The 17603-nt window shown below is 67.0% G+C and carries 13 protein-coding genes; 7 read left to right on the top strand and 6 right to left on the bottom strand.

Annotation, left to right across the window (positions count from 1 at the left end; all coding sequences use genetic code 11):
• Positions 1 to 29: 29 nt before the first annotated feature.
• The 4 genes from WG901_RS12485 to WG901_RS12470 all read left to right on the top strand — a co-directional run bounded on the left by WG901_RS12485 (position 30) and on the right by WG901_RS12470 (position 4394).
• A complete protein-coding gene (locus tag WG901_RS12485) occupies positions 30 to 659 on the top strand; it encodes a TetR/AcrR family transcriptional regulator (RefSeq protein ID WP_339587396.1) in 630 nt (209 codons plus the stop codon).
• 272 nt (positions 660 to 931) lie between these two features.
• Positions 932 to 1207, top strand: a complete 276-nt coding sequence (locus tag WG901_RS12480) for an HU family DNA-binding protein (RefSeq protein ID WP_339587395.1) — start codon at positions 932 to 934, stop codon at positions 1205 to 1207.
• 260 nt (positions 1208 to 1467) lie between these two features.
• Entirely contained in the window at positions 1468 to 2580 is a 1113-nt protein-coding gene (locus WG901_RS12475) for an NADH:flavin oxidoreductase/NADH oxidase (protein WP_339587394.1), read from the top strand.
• 236 nt (positions 2581 to 2816) lie between these two features.
• Positions 2817 to 4394 (top strand): ATP-binding cassette domain-containing protein, encoded by a 1578-nt coding sequence (locus WG901_RS12470; protein WP_339587393.1) that lies wholly within the window; start codon positions 2817 to 2819, stop codon positions 4392 to 4394.
• Here the strand turns inward: WG901_RS12470 and WG901_RS12465 are convergent.
• Genes WG901_RS12465 through WG901_RS12455 form a run of 3 tightly spaced genes read right to left on the bottom strand, consistent with a single transcriptional unit; the run spans position 4391 to position 9999 of the window.
• Positions 4391 to 5803, bottom strand: coding sequence for a TolC family protein (locus WG901_RS12465; RefSeq protein WP_339587392.1), 1413 nt, complete (start codon positions 5801 to 5803; stop codon positions 4391 to 4393). The two genes, WG901_RS12470 and WG901_RS12465, sit on opposite strands and share 4 nt — an antisense overlap.
• On the bottom strand, positions 5796 to 8870 hold the full coding sequence (locus WG901_RS12460) for an efflux RND transporter permease subunit (protein ID WP_339587391.1): 3075 nt from the start codon (positions 8868 to 8870) through the stop codon (positions 5796 to 5798). The genes WG901_RS12465 and WG901_RS12460 overlap by 8 nt, the downstream gene beginning before the upstream one ends.
• A 4-nt stretch (positions 8871 to 8874) precedes the next feature.
• Positions 8875 to 9999 carry an efflux RND transporter periplasmic adaptor subunit gene (locus WG901_RS12455; RefSeq protein ID WP_339587390.1) on the bottom strand — a complete coding sequence of 375 codons (1125 nt, stop codon included), beginning with the start codon at positions 9997 to 9999 and terminating at the stop codon, positions 8875 to 8877.
• A 144-nt stretch (positions 10000 to 10143) separates the two neighbouring features.
• Here WG901_RS12455 and WG901_RS12450 point away from each other — a divergent pair, with 144 nt between their 5' ends.
• Positions 10144 to 10773: a TetR/AcrR family transcriptional regulator gene (locus tag WG901_RS12450; protein WP_339587389.1), complete on the top strand. Its 630-nt coding sequence runs from the start codon at positions 10144 to 10146 to the stop codon at positions 10771 to 10773.
• Here WG901_RS12450 and WG901_RS12445 read toward each other — a convergent pair.
• The 3 genes from WG901_RS12445 to ahpC form a co-directional block, all read right to left on the bottom strand.
• Complete coding sequence (locus tag WG901_RS12445) at positions 10770 to 11726, bottom strand: sensor histidine kinase (protein WP_339587388.1); 957 nt, start codon at positions 11724 to 11726, stop codon at positions 10770 to 10772. The two genes, WG901_RS12450 and WG901_RS12445, sit on opposite strands and share 4 nt — an antisense overlap.
• Before the next feature lie 72 nt (positions 11727 to 11798).
• Positions 11799 to 13379 (bottom strand): alkyl hydroperoxide reductase subunit F, encoded by a 1581-nt coding sequence (ahpF, locus tag WG901_RS12440; protein WP_339587387.1) that lies wholly within the window; start codon positions 13377 to 13379, stop codon positions 11799 to 11801.
• A 156-nt stretch (positions 13380 to 13535) separates the two neighbouring features.
• Positions 13536 to 14102 (bottom strand): alkyl hydroperoxide reductase subunit C, encoded by a 567-nt coding sequence (ahpC, locus tag WG901_RS12435; RefSeq protein WP_264444102.1) that lies wholly within the window; start codon positions 14100 to 14102, stop codon positions 13536 to 13538.
• Between the two features lie 242 nt (positions 14103 to 14344).
• Here ahpC and WG901_RS12430 point away from each other — a divergent pair, with 242 nt between their 5' ends.
• Together WG901_RS12430 and WG901_RS12425 are read left to right on the top strand one after the other, a co-directional pair.
• A complete protein-coding gene (locus tag WG901_RS12430) occupies positions 14345 to 16606 on the top strand; it encodes a TonB-dependent hemoglobin/transferrin/lactoferrin family receptor (RefSeq protein WP_339587386.1) in 2262 nt (753 codons plus the stop codon).
• 19 nt (positions 16607 to 16625) lie between these two features.
• Entirely contained in the window at positions 16626 to 17597 is a 972-nt protein-coding gene (locus WG901_RS12425; RefSeq protein WP_339587385.1) for a DUF6607 family protein, read from the top strand.
• Positions 17598 to 17603: the final 6 nt, after the last annotated feature.

The raw sequence follows: 17603 nt of genomic DNA, 5'->3' as shown, positions 1-17603 counted from the left end.
GCTCACGGAGCCAGGCTGAAAGGATGGGAATGGCTGTTGGGATACGCGGCAAGGGCCGGCCAAAGCTGACCGAAACGGCAGAGATCGACCTCGCGATCCGCGAGGCGACGCTACAGGCGATGCTCGAGCATGGTGAGGCGGCCACGATGCATGCGATAGCCCAGGCGGCCGGGCTCTCGCGCAAGTCGCTCTATGCGCGCTATCCGAACAAGCAGGCGCTTTTCGTCGGCATCATCCGCGACGCGCTGACCAACGCCGAAGCGCTGCAGTATGAAGGCGGCGGATCCGCAGAGGAACGTCTGCTTCACTATATCGAAGCCGCGCTTGCCGCGATCACCCGGCCGGAATCGCAGGCACTCCAGCACCTGCTGCGCCGCGATCACGGATATATATCGGCGCTGAAGACCGAAATGCTCGATGCGACGCGCAAGATCTTCTTCGCACCGCTGGCCGCGCTGCTCGGCGAAGCAAAGGCCGCTGGGGAGTTGGCGATCGACGATGTCGAAGCCACGGCGCGTGCCACGATCCAACTCATATTTGCCGAGGGCCTCAGACCCGACGACGACCGGCCTCGGGGCCTGACTCACGGGCTCCGGGGAGACTATGCCGCCTTCCTGACGCGGCTGCTGACGCGTGGCCTGACCCCGCGTCGGCCGTGATCGCCCGCCGGACAGCGCAAAAACGCCTCGTTTGGGGCTTTTCCCTGCCGAAAACTCACGCAAATCGTGCTTCTTGCGATTTGCTTCGGCCGCGCGTGATGCTAGTCGAAGGCCATCGTCCGTTTCGGGTCCGGTGAGGGGAGCCGTCATCGGACGATGCCGATCCCGCCCCGCTATGGCGGAAACAGTACGATTCCGGATGGTTGGCACTGGAAATTGCCAGCTTCCTCGTCTAGCGGGCGCGCCTCATCACTGAAGGGAAACCGATTTCCATGAACAACAACGACATCGCAGACAGCCTCGCGGGCGAGCACGGCATCACCAAGGCCGACGCTCGCAAGTACGTCGACGGCGTTTTTGCCGCGATCGCTGACGCTGCCGGCAAGGGTGAGGAAGTCTCGCTGAACGGTTTCGGCAAGTTCAAGGTCAAGGACAGCCCGGCTCGCGAAGGCCGCAACCCGGCGACCGGCGCCGCGATGCAGATCGCTGCCTCGAAGAAGCTGACCTTCGCCGCTGCCAAGGCGGTCAAGGACAAGCTGAACGGCTAAGCCCTTCGTTTCGCGCCTCCTCTTTCGGGCGGAGCGCGAAGCTTGCTACCTTCGGTAGCACGACGAGTTCGGAGAGGGGCGGCCACCGAGGCGACCCCTCTCCAACTATCGTCGGGACCAGATTTTCTTTCGGTCCCCCTGCGCGTGCCGGCGCTTGTATTCCGGCCGATCCTCGCCAGCTTCTCCGAGCGCGGCCGTCCGGCCCACGCATCGGCCCGCGAGCATCCTTCCGTGCCGAAACCTGCGAATTAGGAGGCACGGTGTCCACACCCCGTTTGTTCGAACCCCTGACAGTGGGTGACCAGACCCTGGCCAACCGCATCGTCATCGCACCGATGTGCCAGTATTCGGCGGTCGATGGCCGCATGACCGACTGGCACACGATCCATCTCGGCCAGCTTGCGCTGTCGGGCGCCGCCCTGCTCACGATCGAGGCGACCGCGGTCCTGCCCGAAGGCCGCATCTCCTACGCCGATGTCGGCCTGTGGGATGACGCGACCGAAGCGGCGATGGCCGATGTCCTCGCCAGCGTGCGCAAGTGGTCGGACATGCCGATCGCGATCCAGCTCGCGCACGCCGGGCGAAAGGCTTCGACCGACCTGCCCTGGCACGGCGGCAAGCAACTCGCCCCCGATCACGAAAACGGCTGGCAGACCGTCGCGCCCTCGGCGCTCGCCTTCGAGCCGGACGAGGTGCCGCCCCTCGCGCTCGACAAAGCCGGCCTCGACGAAATCCGCGAAGCCTTCGCCGCCGCGGCCCGGCGCGCCGCGCGGCTCGATCTCGCCGCGGTGCAGATACACATGGCGCACGGCTACCTGCTCCACGAATTCCTCTCGCCGCTGTCGAACCACCGCGAGGACGAATATGGCGGCAGCCTTGAGAACCGTCTGCGCTTCCCGCTCGAAGTGTTCGACGCGGTGCGCGCCGCCTTCCCCGCGGACAGGCCCGTCACCGTCCGCGTCTCGGGCACCGACTGGGCCGAGCATGGCTGGGACATCGAGCAGACGGTAGCCCTGGCCCAGGCGCTCGAAGCGCGCGGCTGCGCGGCGATCCACGTCTCGAGCGGCGGGCTCGCGCATCATCAGAAGATCCCCGTCGGTCCCAGCTACCAGGTGCCGCTGGCGCGCGCGGTCAAGCAGGCAGTGACCATGCCCGTGGTCGCAGTCGGCCTGATCACCGAGTTCGAACAGGCCGAGGCGATCGTCGCCACCGGCGATGCCGATGCGATCGCGCTCGCCCGCGGCATCCTCTACGATCCGCGCTGGCCATGGCACGCCGCTGCGCATCTCGGCGCCAGCGTCAAGGCGCCGCCACAATACCTGCGCTCGCAACCGCGCCAGTATCGCGACCTGTTCGACGTGGAGGCGGACTGACATACAACCGGTCGTCCCCGCGAAAGCGGAGAGCGCTCGCGATCATTCCCGCAATCTCGTAAAGATCCGAAAGCGCCCCCCGCTTTCGCGAGGATGGCTGGCTGGGTTTGACCGGCAGGCGACGCAATCCTATATAGTCCCTGCGCCGGCGTCGTGTCGGCAGGGCACAGGAGGATGGAATGGACCGGAAGACGCGCTGAACCAGCCCGTCCTTTTTGATTTCCCGGTGCCTATCCATGCCTGTCTTTCTCACCCTCGCCTCTGTCGCGGCGGCTACGCCGTCGGGCAAGCCGCTGTTTTCCGATCTTTCGCTGAGCTTCGGCGCCGAACGCACGGGCCTCGTCGGCCGCAACGGCGCCGGCAAGTCGACCTTGCTGCGCATGATCGCCAGCGAACTGACGCCCCTGGCGGGCACGATCACGCGATCGGGCAGCATCGGCATGCTGCACCAGGCCCTGCTTGCCGATGACGCGAGCGTGGCCCAGGCGCTGGGGGCTGGCGAAGCCCTCGCCCGGCTCGATCGCATCGAGGCCGGCTTGGCCGACGAGGCCGACTTCGACCTGGCCGACTGGACCCTGCCCGCGCGCATCGACGAAGCCTTCGCCCAGGCTGGCCTGTCCGCGCCCGCACTCGATCGCCCGCTCGCGAGCTTCAGCGGCGGTGAGCGCACGCGCATCGGGATCGCGCGGCTACTGATCGATCCGCCCGACCTGCTGCTGCTCGACGAACCGACCAATAATCTCGATGCGGAGGGCCGCCAGGCCGTGGCAGAACTGCTCGCGGGTTGGTGCGGCGGCGCGATCGTCGCCAGCCACGACCGGGTCCTGCTCGAAGCGATGGACCGCATCGTCGCGCTTTCCCCGCTCGGCGCGACCGTCCACGGCGGCGGCTGGTCGTCCTGGGTCGCTGCGCGCGATGCCGCACGCGAAGCCGCCGAAAGCGATCTCGACCGCGCCGCGCGACAAGTCCGCAGCCAAGCGCGCGAGGCGCAGGTCGCGCAGGAACGTCAAGCCCGACGCGACAAGGCCGGCCGCACCTATGCCGCGAGCGGCTCGGCGCCCAAGATCCTGCTCGGCCGTCAGAAGGAACGCGCCGAAAACACCGCCGCGCGCGGCTCCACCCTCGCCGGCCAGCGCAGCGCCGAGACCCAGGCCGTACTCGACGGCGCGCGGGCGCGGGTCGAGGTCGTCACCCCGTTGACGATCGATCTGCCTTCGTCAGGCCTGCCCGCCAACCGCGTGCTCGTCGACTTCGACGAGGTGTCCTGGGGACCGGGCGAAAACGCGCTGATCGAGCATCTATCCTTCACGATCACCGGCCCCGAGCGGATCGCGATCACCGGTCGCAACGGCGCGGGCAAGACCAGCCTGCTACGTCTCGTTAGCGGCGTGACCGCCCCCCGTAGCGGGCGCGTGAAGGCGGCCTCCGATCGCATGGCCCTGCTCGACCAACAGGTCGCACTGCTCGATCGCGAGACCAGCATCGTCGCCAACATGCATCGGCTGAACCCCATGCTGACCGACAACGAGGCGCGCGCCGCGCTCGCGCGCTTCGCCTTCCGCAATGTCGATGCCGAAAAGCCGGTGTCGGTGCTGTCGGGCGGCGAGGCGCTGCGCGCGGGGCTGGCCTGCGTGCTCTCGGCCGCGCCGGTGCCGCAACTGCTCCTGCTCGACGAGCCGACCAATCATCTCGACATCGAATCGCTCGAAGTAATCGAGGCTGCGCTACGCGGCTACGACGGCGCGATTCTGGCGGTCAGCCACGATCCCGCCTTCCTCGCAGCGATCGGCGTGACGCGTGAGATCGCGCTCTAGTTCAGGCGTGGGGCCTCGGGTGGCAAGTCCGCCCAGCCACCACCAAGCGCCTTGAACAGGTCCACCCGCAGCGAGCCCAGCTGCTGGTCCGACGCCGCCAGAGCGCTGCGCGCGGCGATCAGCTCGCGCTGCGCGTCGAGCTGATCGAGCAGGCCGGTCGAACCCGCACGATAGCGCTGGTCGGACAGGCGATAGGCGACGTCGGCATGGCCCACGGCCTCGCGCAACCGCTGGTTGCGTTCGGTCTCGGCGGCATAGGTCGACAGCGCCTGCTCGGTCTCCTTGAGCGCGGTCAGCACCGCCCCGTCGAAGCTCGCCAGCGAAGCGCGGGTCGTCGCCTCGGCCTGGTCGATCCGGGTGCGGCCGGCGAGGACGCTGGGGAAGGACCACGAAAGCAGCGGCCCGAGCGCGAAAGTGAACGAGTCCGAACCACGCACCTGGCCGTTGCGGAAGAAGTTGCCCGAACCACCGAGCGAGATCTTCGGATAGAGCTCGGCCGTGGTCACGCCGATCCGCGCGGTGTCGGCGGCGAGCTTGCGCTCGGCCTCGCGCACGTCGGGGCGGCGCGCGATCAGCGCCTGGCCGTCGCCGACCGGAATTGCCTGGAGCACCTTGGGCGCCCGTGCGCAGGCCTGGGCTTCGGCGGGAACTTCGGCCGGGGTCAGCCCGAGAAGCGCCGCCAGTTCGAACAGCGACGCACGGCGGCGGCCTTCGAGCGTGGGCAGTTCGGCGCGGATGTTGGCGAGCGTGGTAGCCGAACGCTCGCTGTCGAGCCGCGCCGCGGCGCCGGCGCGCACGCGCTGATCGATCAGGCCGAGCTGGCGCTGGGCGATGTCGGCCGAACTGCGCGCGACCGCGATGCTCTCCGCCAGCGCGCAGGCATCGACATAGGCGCGCGCGGTCTCGGCCGCGACGGTCAGCGCAACGCGATCGCGCGTGGCCGCGGTCGCATCGGCATCGGCGCGCGCGGCTTCGACCGTGCGACCGATGCGGCCGAACAGGTCGAGCTCCCACTCGATGTTGATGCCGCCGTTGTAGATCCACTCCGAAGAGCGCCCGCCCTGGCCGACGAAACCGCCGGAGTTGCCGTATTGGCCGCTGCCTGTGGTCTGGCCCTGCGGCCGGTAATTGGCCCGCGCCTCGCGCAGCACGGCCTGGGCGCGCTCGAGATTGGCGCGCGCGGCGCGCAGGTCGGTGTTGGCCGCGAGCGCGCGCTGGATCAGGCCGTCGAGCGCGGGATCGTCGTAGAGCCGCCACCACTTGTCCTCGGCCGGGGCGCTCGAAAGCCCGGGCGCGACGGTCTGGAAGGTCCCCACCGCCGGCGGCGGCGTGGTCGGGCGCTTGTAGTCGGGGCCCACCGCGCAGGCAGAAGCCAGCAGCGGCAGCAGGATCGCGGCGAGCTTACGCATGCGAGAAGTCCTCCGGCCCGACCGTTGTCTTCGAGCGTTCGCTGTCGGCCGCGGCGCTGTGGTCGCGCGCGATGAAGCTGTAGACCGTGGGCAGCACGAACAGTGTGAACAGCGTGCCGATCAGCATGCCCATGACCACGACGATGCCGATCGCGAAACGGCTGGCCGCGCCCGCGCCGCTGGCGAAGAGCAGCGGGACCAGGCCCGCGACCATCGCCGCCGTGGTCATCAGCACCGGCCGCATGCGCACCGCCGCGGCCTTGCGGATCGCCGCCGTGCGGTCGAGCCCTTCGTTGTGCTGCATCTCGTTCGCGAAGGAGACCATCAGGATGCCGTGCTTCGATATCAGGCCGATCAGCGTGACGAGACCGATCTGGGTGTAGATGTTGAGCGTGGTGAAGCCGAGGTAGAGCGGGATCAGCGCGCCGCAGACCGCGAGCGGGACGGTGACCATGATCACCAGCGGATCGCGGAAGCTTTCGAACTGCGCGGCGAGCACGAGGAAAATGACGATCAGCGCGAAGCCGAACGACACGGTCAGCGCATTGCCCTCGTAGACGTATTGCCGGCTGTCCGAGAGCCAGTCGACCTCGAAGCCTGGGGGCAACGGCTGCGACTGGAGGAAGTCGACCGCCTGGCCCATCGTCGCGCCGGGCGCGAGAATCGCCGAGAGCGTCGCCGAATTCATCTGGTTGTACTGCGGCAGCTGGTTGGCCTGCGGGCGCATCTCGACCGTAACCACGGTCGAAAGCGGGACGAGTTGGCCCGACTGCGCTTTTACGTAGAACCGGCCGAGACTGTCGGGCGTCAGGCGACGGTCCTGCGGCACCTGCGCGATCACGTCGTAAGAGCGATCGTGATAGTTGAAGCGGTTGACGTAGTTCTCGCCCACCAGGGTCGCGAGAGTCGAGGAGATCGCCTCCATCGTCACGCCGAGTTCGCCGGCCTTGGCGCGATCGATCGTGATGCGCGCTTCGGGACTGTCGAAGGCGAGATCGCTGTCGACGAAGGCGAAGACGCCCGAACCCCAGGCCGCGCCCTTGATCGCTTCCATCTGCTGGTAGATCTCGCCAAAATCGGCCGAGGAGCGGATGACCATCTGCACGGGCAGGCCACCCGAGCCCGCGGGCAGCGAAGGCGGCTGGAACACCGCGGCGAAGACGCCGGTCAGGCCCGAACCCGCGGCGTTGAGTGCGGCCTGGATCTCGCCGGCGCTGCGATCGCGGTCTTCCCAGTTCTTGAGGATGACGCCGCCGAAACCGGTATTGCCCGGCCCTGCCCCGAACCACGACGAGCGGAACTCGCCCTGGTTCTGGAAGATCTTGGTCATCTCGCCCGCATAGCGCGCGGTATAGTCGACGTTGGCGTATTGCGGCCCCTTGATCTGGGTGAAGATCACGCCCTGATCTTCTTCGGGCGCCAGCTCGCGCTGCGCACCGGCGAACAGCAGGACGATACCCGCCAACACCGCCAGGCCCGCCAGCAGCACCGCGCCGCGCATCGCCAGGGTCTTGCCGAGCAGCCGGTCGTAGCGGTTGGTCAGCCCCTGCATCGTGTGCTCGATCTTCTGCGACAGCTTGCCGTCGTTGACCTTGTCGTTGAGCAGGTAGGAACTCATCATCGGCGACAGCGTCAGGGCGACCACGCCCGAGACGATCACCGATCCCGCCAGAGTGAAGGCGAATTCGCGGAACAGCGCGCCGGTGAGCCCGCCCATCAGACCGATCGGTGTATAGACCGCGGCCAGGGTGATCGTCATCGCGATCACCGGCCCGACGATCTCGCGCGCGCCGACAAGCGACGCCTTGATCGGCGACAGGCCTTCCTCGATGTGGCGGTGAATGTTCTCGACGACGACGATCGCGTCATCGACCACCAGGCCGATCGCCAGGACCATGGCCAGCAGGGTCAGCAGGTTCAGCGAGAAGCCGAAAGCCAGCATCAGCGCGGCGGTGCCGACCAGCGACAGCGGGATCGTGACGACGGGAATGATCACCGCGCGGAACGAGCCGAGGAACAGGAAGATCACGATCACGACGATCACGATCGCCTCGATCAGGGTCGAACGGACTTCCTCGATCGAGGCATTGACGAAGTGCGCGACGTCGAACTGGTTGAACACCTTGGTGCCCGGCGGCGCGACGCGCTCGATCCCGGGCAGCAGCTTGTTGACCGCGTCGACGATCTCGAGCGGGTTGCCGTCGGGCGTCGGCGCTATCGCGATGAACACCGCCGGCTTGCCAGAGCTGCTCGCGCTGCTGTCGTAGTTCTGGCCGCCGATTTCGACCGTGGCGACGTCGGCCAGGCGGACGATCGAGCCATCGGTGCTCTTGATCACCATCGAACGGAAGTCCTCGACGCTGGTCAGGTCGGTCGAGGCGGTGATGTTGATCGCGGTGCGCGCGCCCTTGAGCTGGCCAGGGGCCGACTGGACGTTGTTGGCCTGCAGCGCCTGCGCCACTTCGCCCGCCGAAATGCCGCGCGCGGTCAGCTTGTCGGGATCGAGCCAGATGCGCATGGCCAGAACCTGGCCGCCGCCGGTCTCGATCGAGCCGACGCCCGGAACCGAAGTGAACAGCGGCTCGGCCACGCGGCTGGCGAAGTCGGTCAGCTGCGGGATCGTCATCTTCGGGTTCTGGAAGGTGATGTACTGCACCGCCGAAGCGCCGTCGGTGATCTTGTTAATCACCGGATCGCGCGCGCCGGGTGGCAGGCGGTTCTTCACCTGCTGCACGCGCGCCAGAATCTCGGTCATCGAACGATCGGCATTCGCGTTGAGCACGAGCTTGGCGCTGACCGTGGAGAGCCCCTGGCTCGAGGTCGAGGTCAGGTATTCGATTCCGTTCGCAGTGGCGATCGCCTGGCTGATCGGGGTCGTGACGAAGCCCTGCATCACCTCTTGCGTCGCGCCGGGATAGGCGGTGGTGACGACGATCGTCGCGCTTTCCATGTTCGGATATTCGCGCGTGTTGAGCATGAACAGCGAGGCGCCGCCGACCAGAAGGATCAGCAGCGACACCACGATCGCCAGGATCGGGCTGCGGATGAAGCGATCGGTGAACTGCACCGGCCTATTCCCCCGCGGCCGGGATCAGCTTGGAAACCTTGAGATCGGCCCCGGGCTGGACGCGCAGCTGGCCCTCCGTGACGACGACGTCGCCTGCCTTGAGCCCGCTGGTGACCACGACCGAATTGCCGAAACGGCGCCCGGTCTTGACCGCGACCGGCTCGGCCTTGCCCTCCTTGCGAGCCTGAGCGCCGCGTACCGCCATGACCGAGTCGCCTTGGGCAGAGGTCATGATCGCGGTGACCGGGACGACCAGCGCGTTGGGTATCGGATCGAGTGCGAGCGCGGCGGTGATGTACATGCCCGGGCGCAGCGCGCGATCGGGATTGGCCAGGGTCGCCTGGACCCAGATGTTGCGGCTCGCCTCATCGACGCGCGGCTCGATCGTGGTGACGCGCGCAGTGAACACGCGACCGGGGAAGGCATCCGATGTCACACGCACCTCGCGGCCCGCCTGGAGCTTGGCCAGTTCCTGCTGCGGCACGGTGAAATCAACGAACAGCTGGTCGAGCGCGGTCAACGAAGCGACCTTGTCGCCGGGATTGAGATACTGGCCGGGGTTGATCTGGCGCACGCCGATCTGGCCCGAGAAAGGCGCCGCGACGCGCTTTTGCACAAGGCGGGCATCGAGCTGGTGCACGGCCGCTACGGCCTGAGCATATTCGGCCTGGCGCTGCTGAAGCATCTCGCGCGATTCGGCTCCGGTGGGCACGAGTCCGCGCGTGCGAGCGAGCTGGAGCCGGGCGAATTCGGCCTTGGCAGCGGCGGCCTGGCGATCGGCACGCTCGGGGCCGTCGTAGAGCTGGACCAAGGTCGCGCCGGCGCCAACGTACTGCCCGCCCGAGAAAGCGATCCGCGAGACGCGGCCGGCGACTTCGGGTGCGAGCATGACCTCGCGCACCGCGCGCAGCGAGCCGACAGCTTCGAGCGACGAGGGAACACTGATCGGATTGACCACCGCGGCGACCACGGCGGTGGGCGGCGGCGCAGGCGGCGGCGGTGCGGAATTGCGCCAAGAGCGCCAGCCGAACAGCAGCGCGAAGACCGCGATGACCGCGATCACGACAATTATCGCCGCACGCTTCTGCGGCCGTTGCGCGGGCTCGCCCGCTTCGTGTTCCGTTACCACCCCATCGCCCGACATTGCCGAACCGCCCTCATCTGTATAAATCGACTGGTGGTCGATTATTGACGCATCGGTTATCGCCGGAGCGGAACAAGGTCAATTGCAATTTGTTCGCAATAAGCACTCGATGAGAGTAATGATGCGCTGATGTCACCACCGCCACCCGTCACGCTTCTCCGCCCCAGCCGCGCCGCCGGCGCCCGTCCCGGACCGCGTCGACGCGACGAACGCCTCGCCAGCCTGCTCGATGCGGCCGCCGCGCTCTTCGTCGAAAAAGGCGTTACAGCCACCAGTATCGAGGACATCGCCGAGCGCGCCGGCGTCGCCAAAAGCACCTTCTACCACTACTTTCACGACCGTGCGGCGATGCTCGAAGCGCTGCGCAAACGCTATTCGCAACGCTTCGCCGATCTCGTCGACGCGGCTATGGAAGCCTGTCCGCCACAGGACTGGAATGCGCGACTCGCGGCCTGGACGCGATCGACGGTCGACGAATATCTCGCCACCTATCTGCTCCACGACGCGATCTTCCACGATCCCGACGTGTGCCAGCGCTGCGTGATCAGCGAAGAGGCCTTCGTCGTCAGCCTCGCCGCGCTGCTGCGCGCTGGGGCCGACGACCGCGCCTGGCAGATCGAGGATCCGCTGACCACGGCCGCCTTCATGTTCCACGGCCTGCACGGCCTGCTTGACGAAGCGATCGCGTCGGAATCGGAAACCGCGACGCTTGCGGACCGCGTCACCCGGCTGTTCAGCCAGCTCGTTCGCGCCGGCTAGCCCGACTCAGCCGCGATCACCGTCATTTCGCAGGTGACCCCGGCCGGGGCAAAGCGCAGGTCGACCGTCGGTATTCCGCCCGCCGGACGCAGCAAGCGACTACCGAGCCCGCGATGGACCGGCGCGCTGACCGGAGGTCCGCCGATCTCTTCCCAACGGATCTGGTAAAGTCCTTCCTCCTCCGCGGCTTGCCAGGCGATCCGCACTTTGCCGCTCGCGACCGAGAGGGCACCATACTTGCTGGCATTGGTCGCCAATTCGTGGAGCGCCATCATCAACGGCGTACAGGCGTTGCGCGCCACGGCCCAGGACGATCCGTCGACCTCGAACTGCGCGCCATTGAACGGCGCGATCGCAGCGCCGACGAGGTCGCCGATCGCGCAGGACTTTAGCGCGCCGAATCGCAGCAGTTCGTTCGCCTTGGCCAAGGCGCCGAGACGGCCCGCGAGCATCTCGTAGAATTCGGCCGGGTCGGTCGCCTTCGAAGCCTGAGAGGCCAGCGCGCGCATCATCTGCAGCGAATTCTTGGTGCGATGCTGCAGCTCCTGGTTGAAGTCGTCGCTCTGTCGCGTGCGCTCCTCCATCTCGATCAAGGCGTTGCGCAGCAGGTTGCCGACCCAGACCATCGTCGCCGCGGACACCGCGAAGAGGGCCAGCGCCACCATCTGCGACCAGGCGAACGAAAAGCCGAACTGCGGCGGCAGGAAAACGCCCCAGGCTGCGATCGCGCTGCCGAAGGCCGTCAGCGCCCCCCAGCGCCAACCGAGATAGGTCGAGATCATTTGGATCGCGGGAAAATACAGGACGAAGGGAACGCCCGAAGCGCCCGCGTCGATCAGCCAGCGCATCAGCGTCGGGATCGCCACGGCCAGCGCCGCACGGACAAGGCCCTCACCCAGCGAGGGCGCCGTCCGAATGAACCTTGTGATGTAGGCGAAGCTACGTGTCTTCATATCATCCCACCCGCTCCGTTGTCGGGGCGGGTGGGAAGCGAGTCAATCGAAAGCAGCCGGGGAATTCCCCCGTTACGCGGGTTCGAGCACGCTCGACCGGATCAGGTGATCGAAGGCCGAGAGCGAGGCCTTCGAGCCTTCGCCCATGGCGATGACGATCTGCTTGTACGGCACGGTCGTCACGTCGCCGGCGGCAAAGATGCCAGGAACGCTGGTGGCGCCGCGGGCATCGACTTCGATCTCGCCGCGGTTCGACAAGGCCACCGACCCTTCGAGCCATTCGGTGTTCGGGATCAGGCCGATCTGCACGAAGATGCCTTCGAGCTCGACCAGATGCTCGTCTTCCGAATTGCGATCACGATAGCGCAGGCCGACAACCTTCTCGCCATCACCGAGCACTTCGGTGGTCAGCGCCGAGGTGACGACGGTGACGTTGGGCAGGCTGCGCAGCTTGGCCTGGAGCACGGCATCGGCCCGTAGCTGGCTGTCGAACTCGATCAAGGTGACGTGGGCGGTGATGCCCGCGAGGTCGATCGCCGCCTCGACACCAGAGTTGCCGCCGCCGATCACCGCCGTGCGCTTGCCCTTGAACAGCGGGCCGTCGCAGTGCGGGCAATAGGCGACGCCGCGGTTGCGATATTCGTCCTCGCCGGGGACGCCCATCTGCCGCCAGCGCGCGCCGGTCGAGAGGATGATGGTCTTCGACTTCAGGCTGGCGCCGTTCTCGAGGCGAACCTCGTGCAGCCCGCCCAGATCCTTCGCCGGGATCAGCTCGACCGCCTTCTGCAGGTTCATCACGTCGACCTCGTAGTCCTTGACGTGCTGCTCGAGCGCGGCGGCCAGCTTGGGGCCTTCGGTGTGGCTGACCGAGATGAAGTTCTCGATTGCCAGCGTATCGAGCACCTGGCCGCCGAAGCGTTCGGCGGCGACGCCGGTGCGGATGCCCTTGCGCGCGGCGTAGATCGCCGCGGCCGCGCCGGCGGGGCCACCGCCGACGACGAGCACGTCGAACGGTTCCTTGGCCTGGATCTTCTCGGCGGCGCGCGCGGTGGCGCCGGTGTCGAGCTTGGCAACGATCTGCGCGAGATCCATGCGGCCCTGGCCGAACAGCTCACCGTTGAGGAAGATAGCGGGGACGGCCAGCACCTTGCGTGCCTCGACCTCGTCCTGGAACAGCGCGCCGTCGATCGCGACGTGACTGACGTTGGGGTTCAGCGCAGCCATGATGTTGAGCGCCTGCACGACGTCCGGGCAGTTCTGGCACGATAGCGAGAAGAAGGTCTCGAACCTGTACTCGCCCTCCAGGTTGCGGACCGCGTCGAGCAGTTCTTCCTCTTCCTTGGGCGGATGGCCGCCGACGTGGAGCAGCGCGAGGATCAGCGAGGTGAATTCGTGGCCCATCGGCAGGCCGGCGAAGACGACTTCGGCACGGGGATCGTCGACCGCATGGATCGCGAAGCTGGGCTTGCGCGCGTCGTCGCCGTCGGTGCGAGCGGTGACCTTGTCGGATAGCACCGCGATCTCTTCGACAAGGCTACGGATCTCCGCCGACTTGGGCCCGTCGCCGAGGCTGGCGACGAGTTCGATCGGACGGCGCAGGTTGCCGAGGTACTGCTTGAGCGTGGCGGTTGTGGAAGCGTCGAGAACGGGCATGACTGGCCTTTCCTGAACATGTCGCGTCGCACCGCGAGGCGGCGTCGCGAAGGTGAACTAACGAAAGCGGTTGCGGTTCGGGTCGCACGCGACCTGAAACGAAACGGCTCTCGGAGAGGATGGCCGGACGGGCGAACCGCCCGGCCTCTCCAAAAATCAGATCTTGCCGACGAGGTCGATCGAGGGCGCGAGGGTCTCGGCGCCTTCTTCCCACTTCGCGGGGCAGACCTGGCCCGGATGCTCGCGCCAGTACTTGGCGGCCTTGATCTTGCGCAGCAGCTCGGCAGCGTTGCGGCCCACGCCCTCGGGGGTGATCTCGACGAGCTGGATCGTGCCGTCGGGATCGGTGACGAAGGTCGCGCGGTCGGCCAGGCCGACGCCTTCGCGCAGGACGCCGAAGTTGTTGCTCAGCACGTGGTTCTGGTCACCGAGCATGAAGTAGTTGATCTTGCTGATCGCCGGCGAGGTGTCGTGCCAGGCCTTGTGACTGAAGTGGGTGTCGGTCGAGACCGAATAGACTTCGACGCCAAGGCCCTGCAGTTCGCCGTAGATGTCGGCCAGATCTTCGAGCTCGGTCGGGCAGACGAAGGTGAAGTCGGCCGGGTAGAAGAAGAACACGCCCCACTTGCCCTTCACCGTCTCCTCGGTGATGCCTTCGACGAACTTGCCCTGGTGGAAGGCGGTCGCATTGAACGGCTTGAGCTGGCTTCCAACGATTCCCATGTGATTCTCCAATGTGGCTCGGGATGAAACTGACCGAGCCTAGCTAGGGGTTGAGGCCGTGCTTATCCAATAGGAAATCTCGCCCCCATTGATCGGTTGTACCGATTAATCACCGCATACTATTTTCATATAGTCGATCAGCGACGCTCATAGAGCGAGCCGTCGCAATCCTATCATGCTTGACCCTGCGCAGCATTCTGCACATAGGCTAATGCGAATCATATTCATTAGCAGGGAAAAAGATGGGGCATTACCGATTTTCGCCGGCGCACGCCTGTGCTCCGCTGGCGCTCGCCGTGGCGCTCACCGCCGGTCCGGTCGCGGCGCAGGACAATGACGGTCTGTTCTGGGCCGAGCGCAAGGGCCAGATCGTCGTCAGCGCCACGCGCACCCCGGTGAAGATCGAAGACGTGCCTGCGACGATCTCGATCAAGACCGACGAGCAGATCGCCGACGAGATGGTCTCGGATATCAAGGATCTCGTCCGCTTCGAACCCGGGGTCTCGGTCCGGCAGGCGCCCAGCCGCTTCGGCGCGGCGCAGGGCGTCACCGGCCGCGACGGCGCGGCGAGCTTCAACATCCGCGGACTCGACGGCAATCGCGTGCTGATGCTGGTCGATGGCGTGCGCGTGCCCGAGGGCTTCGAATTCGGCGCCCAGGCCGCGGGCCGCGGCGCCTATGTCGATCTCGGCCTGGTCAAGTCGATCGAGATCCTGCGCGGCCCCGCCTCGGCGCTCTACGGCTCGGACGGCCTCGCCGGTGCGGTCAGCTTCGTCACCAGCGATCCGTCGGACCTGCTCGGCGAGCACAACGTTGCCGGGCGCGTCAGCGCCTCTTACGATTCGGCCGACGAGGAATTCAGCGAGACCGCGATCCTCGCCGCACGCGGCGGCGCGATTTCGGGCATGATCGCCTACACGCGTCGCGACGGGAAGGAACTCGACAACCAGGGCGCCAACGAAGCGCTCAACGCCACGCGCACCGCGCCCAACCCGCAGGACACCAAGTCCGATGCGCTGCTCGGCAAGCTGGTGCTCGACACCGGCACCTCGAGCCGCCTGCGCCTGACCGGCGAATGGCAGAAGGGCGTGGTCGATACGAACGTGCTCAGCGGCATCACCGCGCCTTCGACAACCGGCGCGCCGCTGGCAGCAACCGCGGTGATCGGCCTCCTCGCCCACGACACGGTCGAGCGCAAGCGCGCCGCCATCGACTGGCGCTACGAGGGAGAGGGCGGGATCGATTTCATCCAACTCACCGCCTATTGGCAGCAGGGCGAGAACCGCCAGTGGATCGCCGAGGACCGCAACACCGCGGCCGACCGCATCCGCATCAACACCTTCGACAACCGCGTGATCGGCGGCGCCGCCGACTTCCGCACCAAGCTCGCCACCGGCGCGATCCAGCACGAACTCGCCTGGGGCCTCGACGCCTCGGTCACGCGGCAGAAGGGGCTGCGCGACGGCACCGTGCCGACCGCGCCCGACGTCTTCCCGATCCGCGCCTTTCCGGTGACCGACTTCACGCTCGCGGGTGCCTACGTCTCCGACCGGATCCTGATCGCCGACGGCGCGCTGACGCTCTACCCGGCGCTGCGCTTCGATCACTACAAGCTCAGCCCGCAGGCGGATCCGCTGCTGCCGACTTTCGTCGCCGCCAAGCAGGACGGCTCGCGCCTCTCGCCCAAGATCGGCGCCGTGGCCAAGCTCGGCTCGGCTTTCTCGGTCTTCGCCAACTATGCGCACGGCTTCAAGGCGCCCGCGCCCAGCCAGGTGAACCAGTTCTTCGAGAACCCGACCTCAGCCCAGGGCGCCTATCGCACGATCACCAACCCGAACCTCAAGCCCGAGACGAGCAAGACGATCGAGGGCGGGCTGCGGATCAATGCGAAGCACGTCTCGGCCGGAATCATCGGCTTCTCGGGCCGCTACAACAACTTCATCAGCCAGGAACAGATCAGCGGCGTCGGCACGCCGGGCAATCCGATCGTGTTCCAGTACATCAACCTGGCGCGCGTGAAGATCGAAGGCATCGAGGGCAAGCTCGACCTGCGCTCCGAAAGCGGCCTCACCGGCCAGTTGGCGATCTCCTACGCCAAGGGCACGACGACGCGGAACGGGGTTGATACGCCGCTCGCCTCGATCGATCCGCTCAAGCTCGTCGCCGGCGTGGGCTATCGCGACCGGCAGGACCGCTTCGGCGGCCAGCTGATCATGACCCATTCGGCGCGCAAGTCGCCCGACGACGCGCCGGTCAACGCCTATCTGTCCAACGGCTTCACCATCCTCGACGCCACGGTGTTCGTGAAGCCCATGCCCAGCCTGACCCTGCGCGCGGGCCTGTTCAACATCACCGACGCCAAGTACGCCTGGTGGAGCGACGTCCGCGGCGTCTCGCGCGTGGCCGCCACGGCGCCCGCCACCGGCTTCGTCGACCCACCGGTCGCCGACGCCTATACCCAGCCCGGACGCAACGTCAGCGTTTCGGCCAGCTATCGCTTCTGATCCCGGGGAACGAGAGACCATGACCAAGCTTCATCACCTTCTCGGCGCCGGGCTGCTCGCCCTCGCCTGCGCGGTCAGCCCCGCGCTCGCGCATCCGCCGATCGCCGCCGCGCCTGCGCCAAGCTTCGACCAGGATAGGGCAGATATCCTCGCCATGGCCGGAACCTTCGAGGTCGAATTCGACATGCAGGAATCGACGCGCTGGGATCCCGCCTATACGCCGCTTCCCAACAAGCTCTCGGGCGGCAACGAGGTCGTCCGCGTGATCGAGGACACCGGCCGCAAGATCGTGCTCCAGCACCTGCTGGTGATCGAGCACGAGGGCAAGACGATGATCATCAAGCACTGGCGCCAGGACTGGGAATACGAGCCCGCGCGCGTCCTGTCCTATGCCGATCGCAACGAATGGCGCTGGGATGAGATTCCCGAAGCCCTCCGCAAGGGCCGCTGGTCGCAGACCGTCTGGCAGGTCGATGATTCGCCGCGCTACGGCGGATGGGGTCAGTTCGAATCACAGGCCGGCGTGCGCCGCTGGCGCTCGTCGTGGACCTGGCGCCCGCTCGCCCGCCGCGACGCCGTGCGCAAGCCGGTCTACGACCGCTACCTGTCGATCAACCGCCACCAGCCGAGCCCCGACGGCTGGATCCACTGGCAGGACAACACCAAGCTCGGCCTGCGCGACGAAAAGCTCGTGCCTTTCGTCCAGGAATACGTGCTCAACACCTATACGCGTAAGAGCGACTTCAATGTGAAGGCCGCCGACGACTACTGGGCTGCAACCAAGGACTACTGGACGCAGATTCGCGCGCTATGGGACGGCATTGCCGCCGGCGGCCAGGGCATCGGCGTGACCGAGGAGGCCGAGACCGGCACCGTCGTCAGCGGCCGCCTGCTCGAGCTCGCCGACGAGATCAAGGCGGGCAAGACCACCACCGCCAAGGCGCTGACCGAAGCCAAGGCGCTGGTCGCCGCCAAGGTTCGCAAGCTCTGACGGGGA

The sequence above is a fragment of the Novosphingobium anseongense genome, assembly GCF_037482895.1.
GTDB classification, from domain to species: Bacteria; Pseudomonadota; Alphaproteobacteria; order Sphingomonadales; family Sphingomonadaceae; genus Novosphingobium; species Novosphingobium anseongense.
Note: the sequence above shows the minus strand (reverse complement) of the source record. Positions and strands in the feature narration are given on the sequence as shown.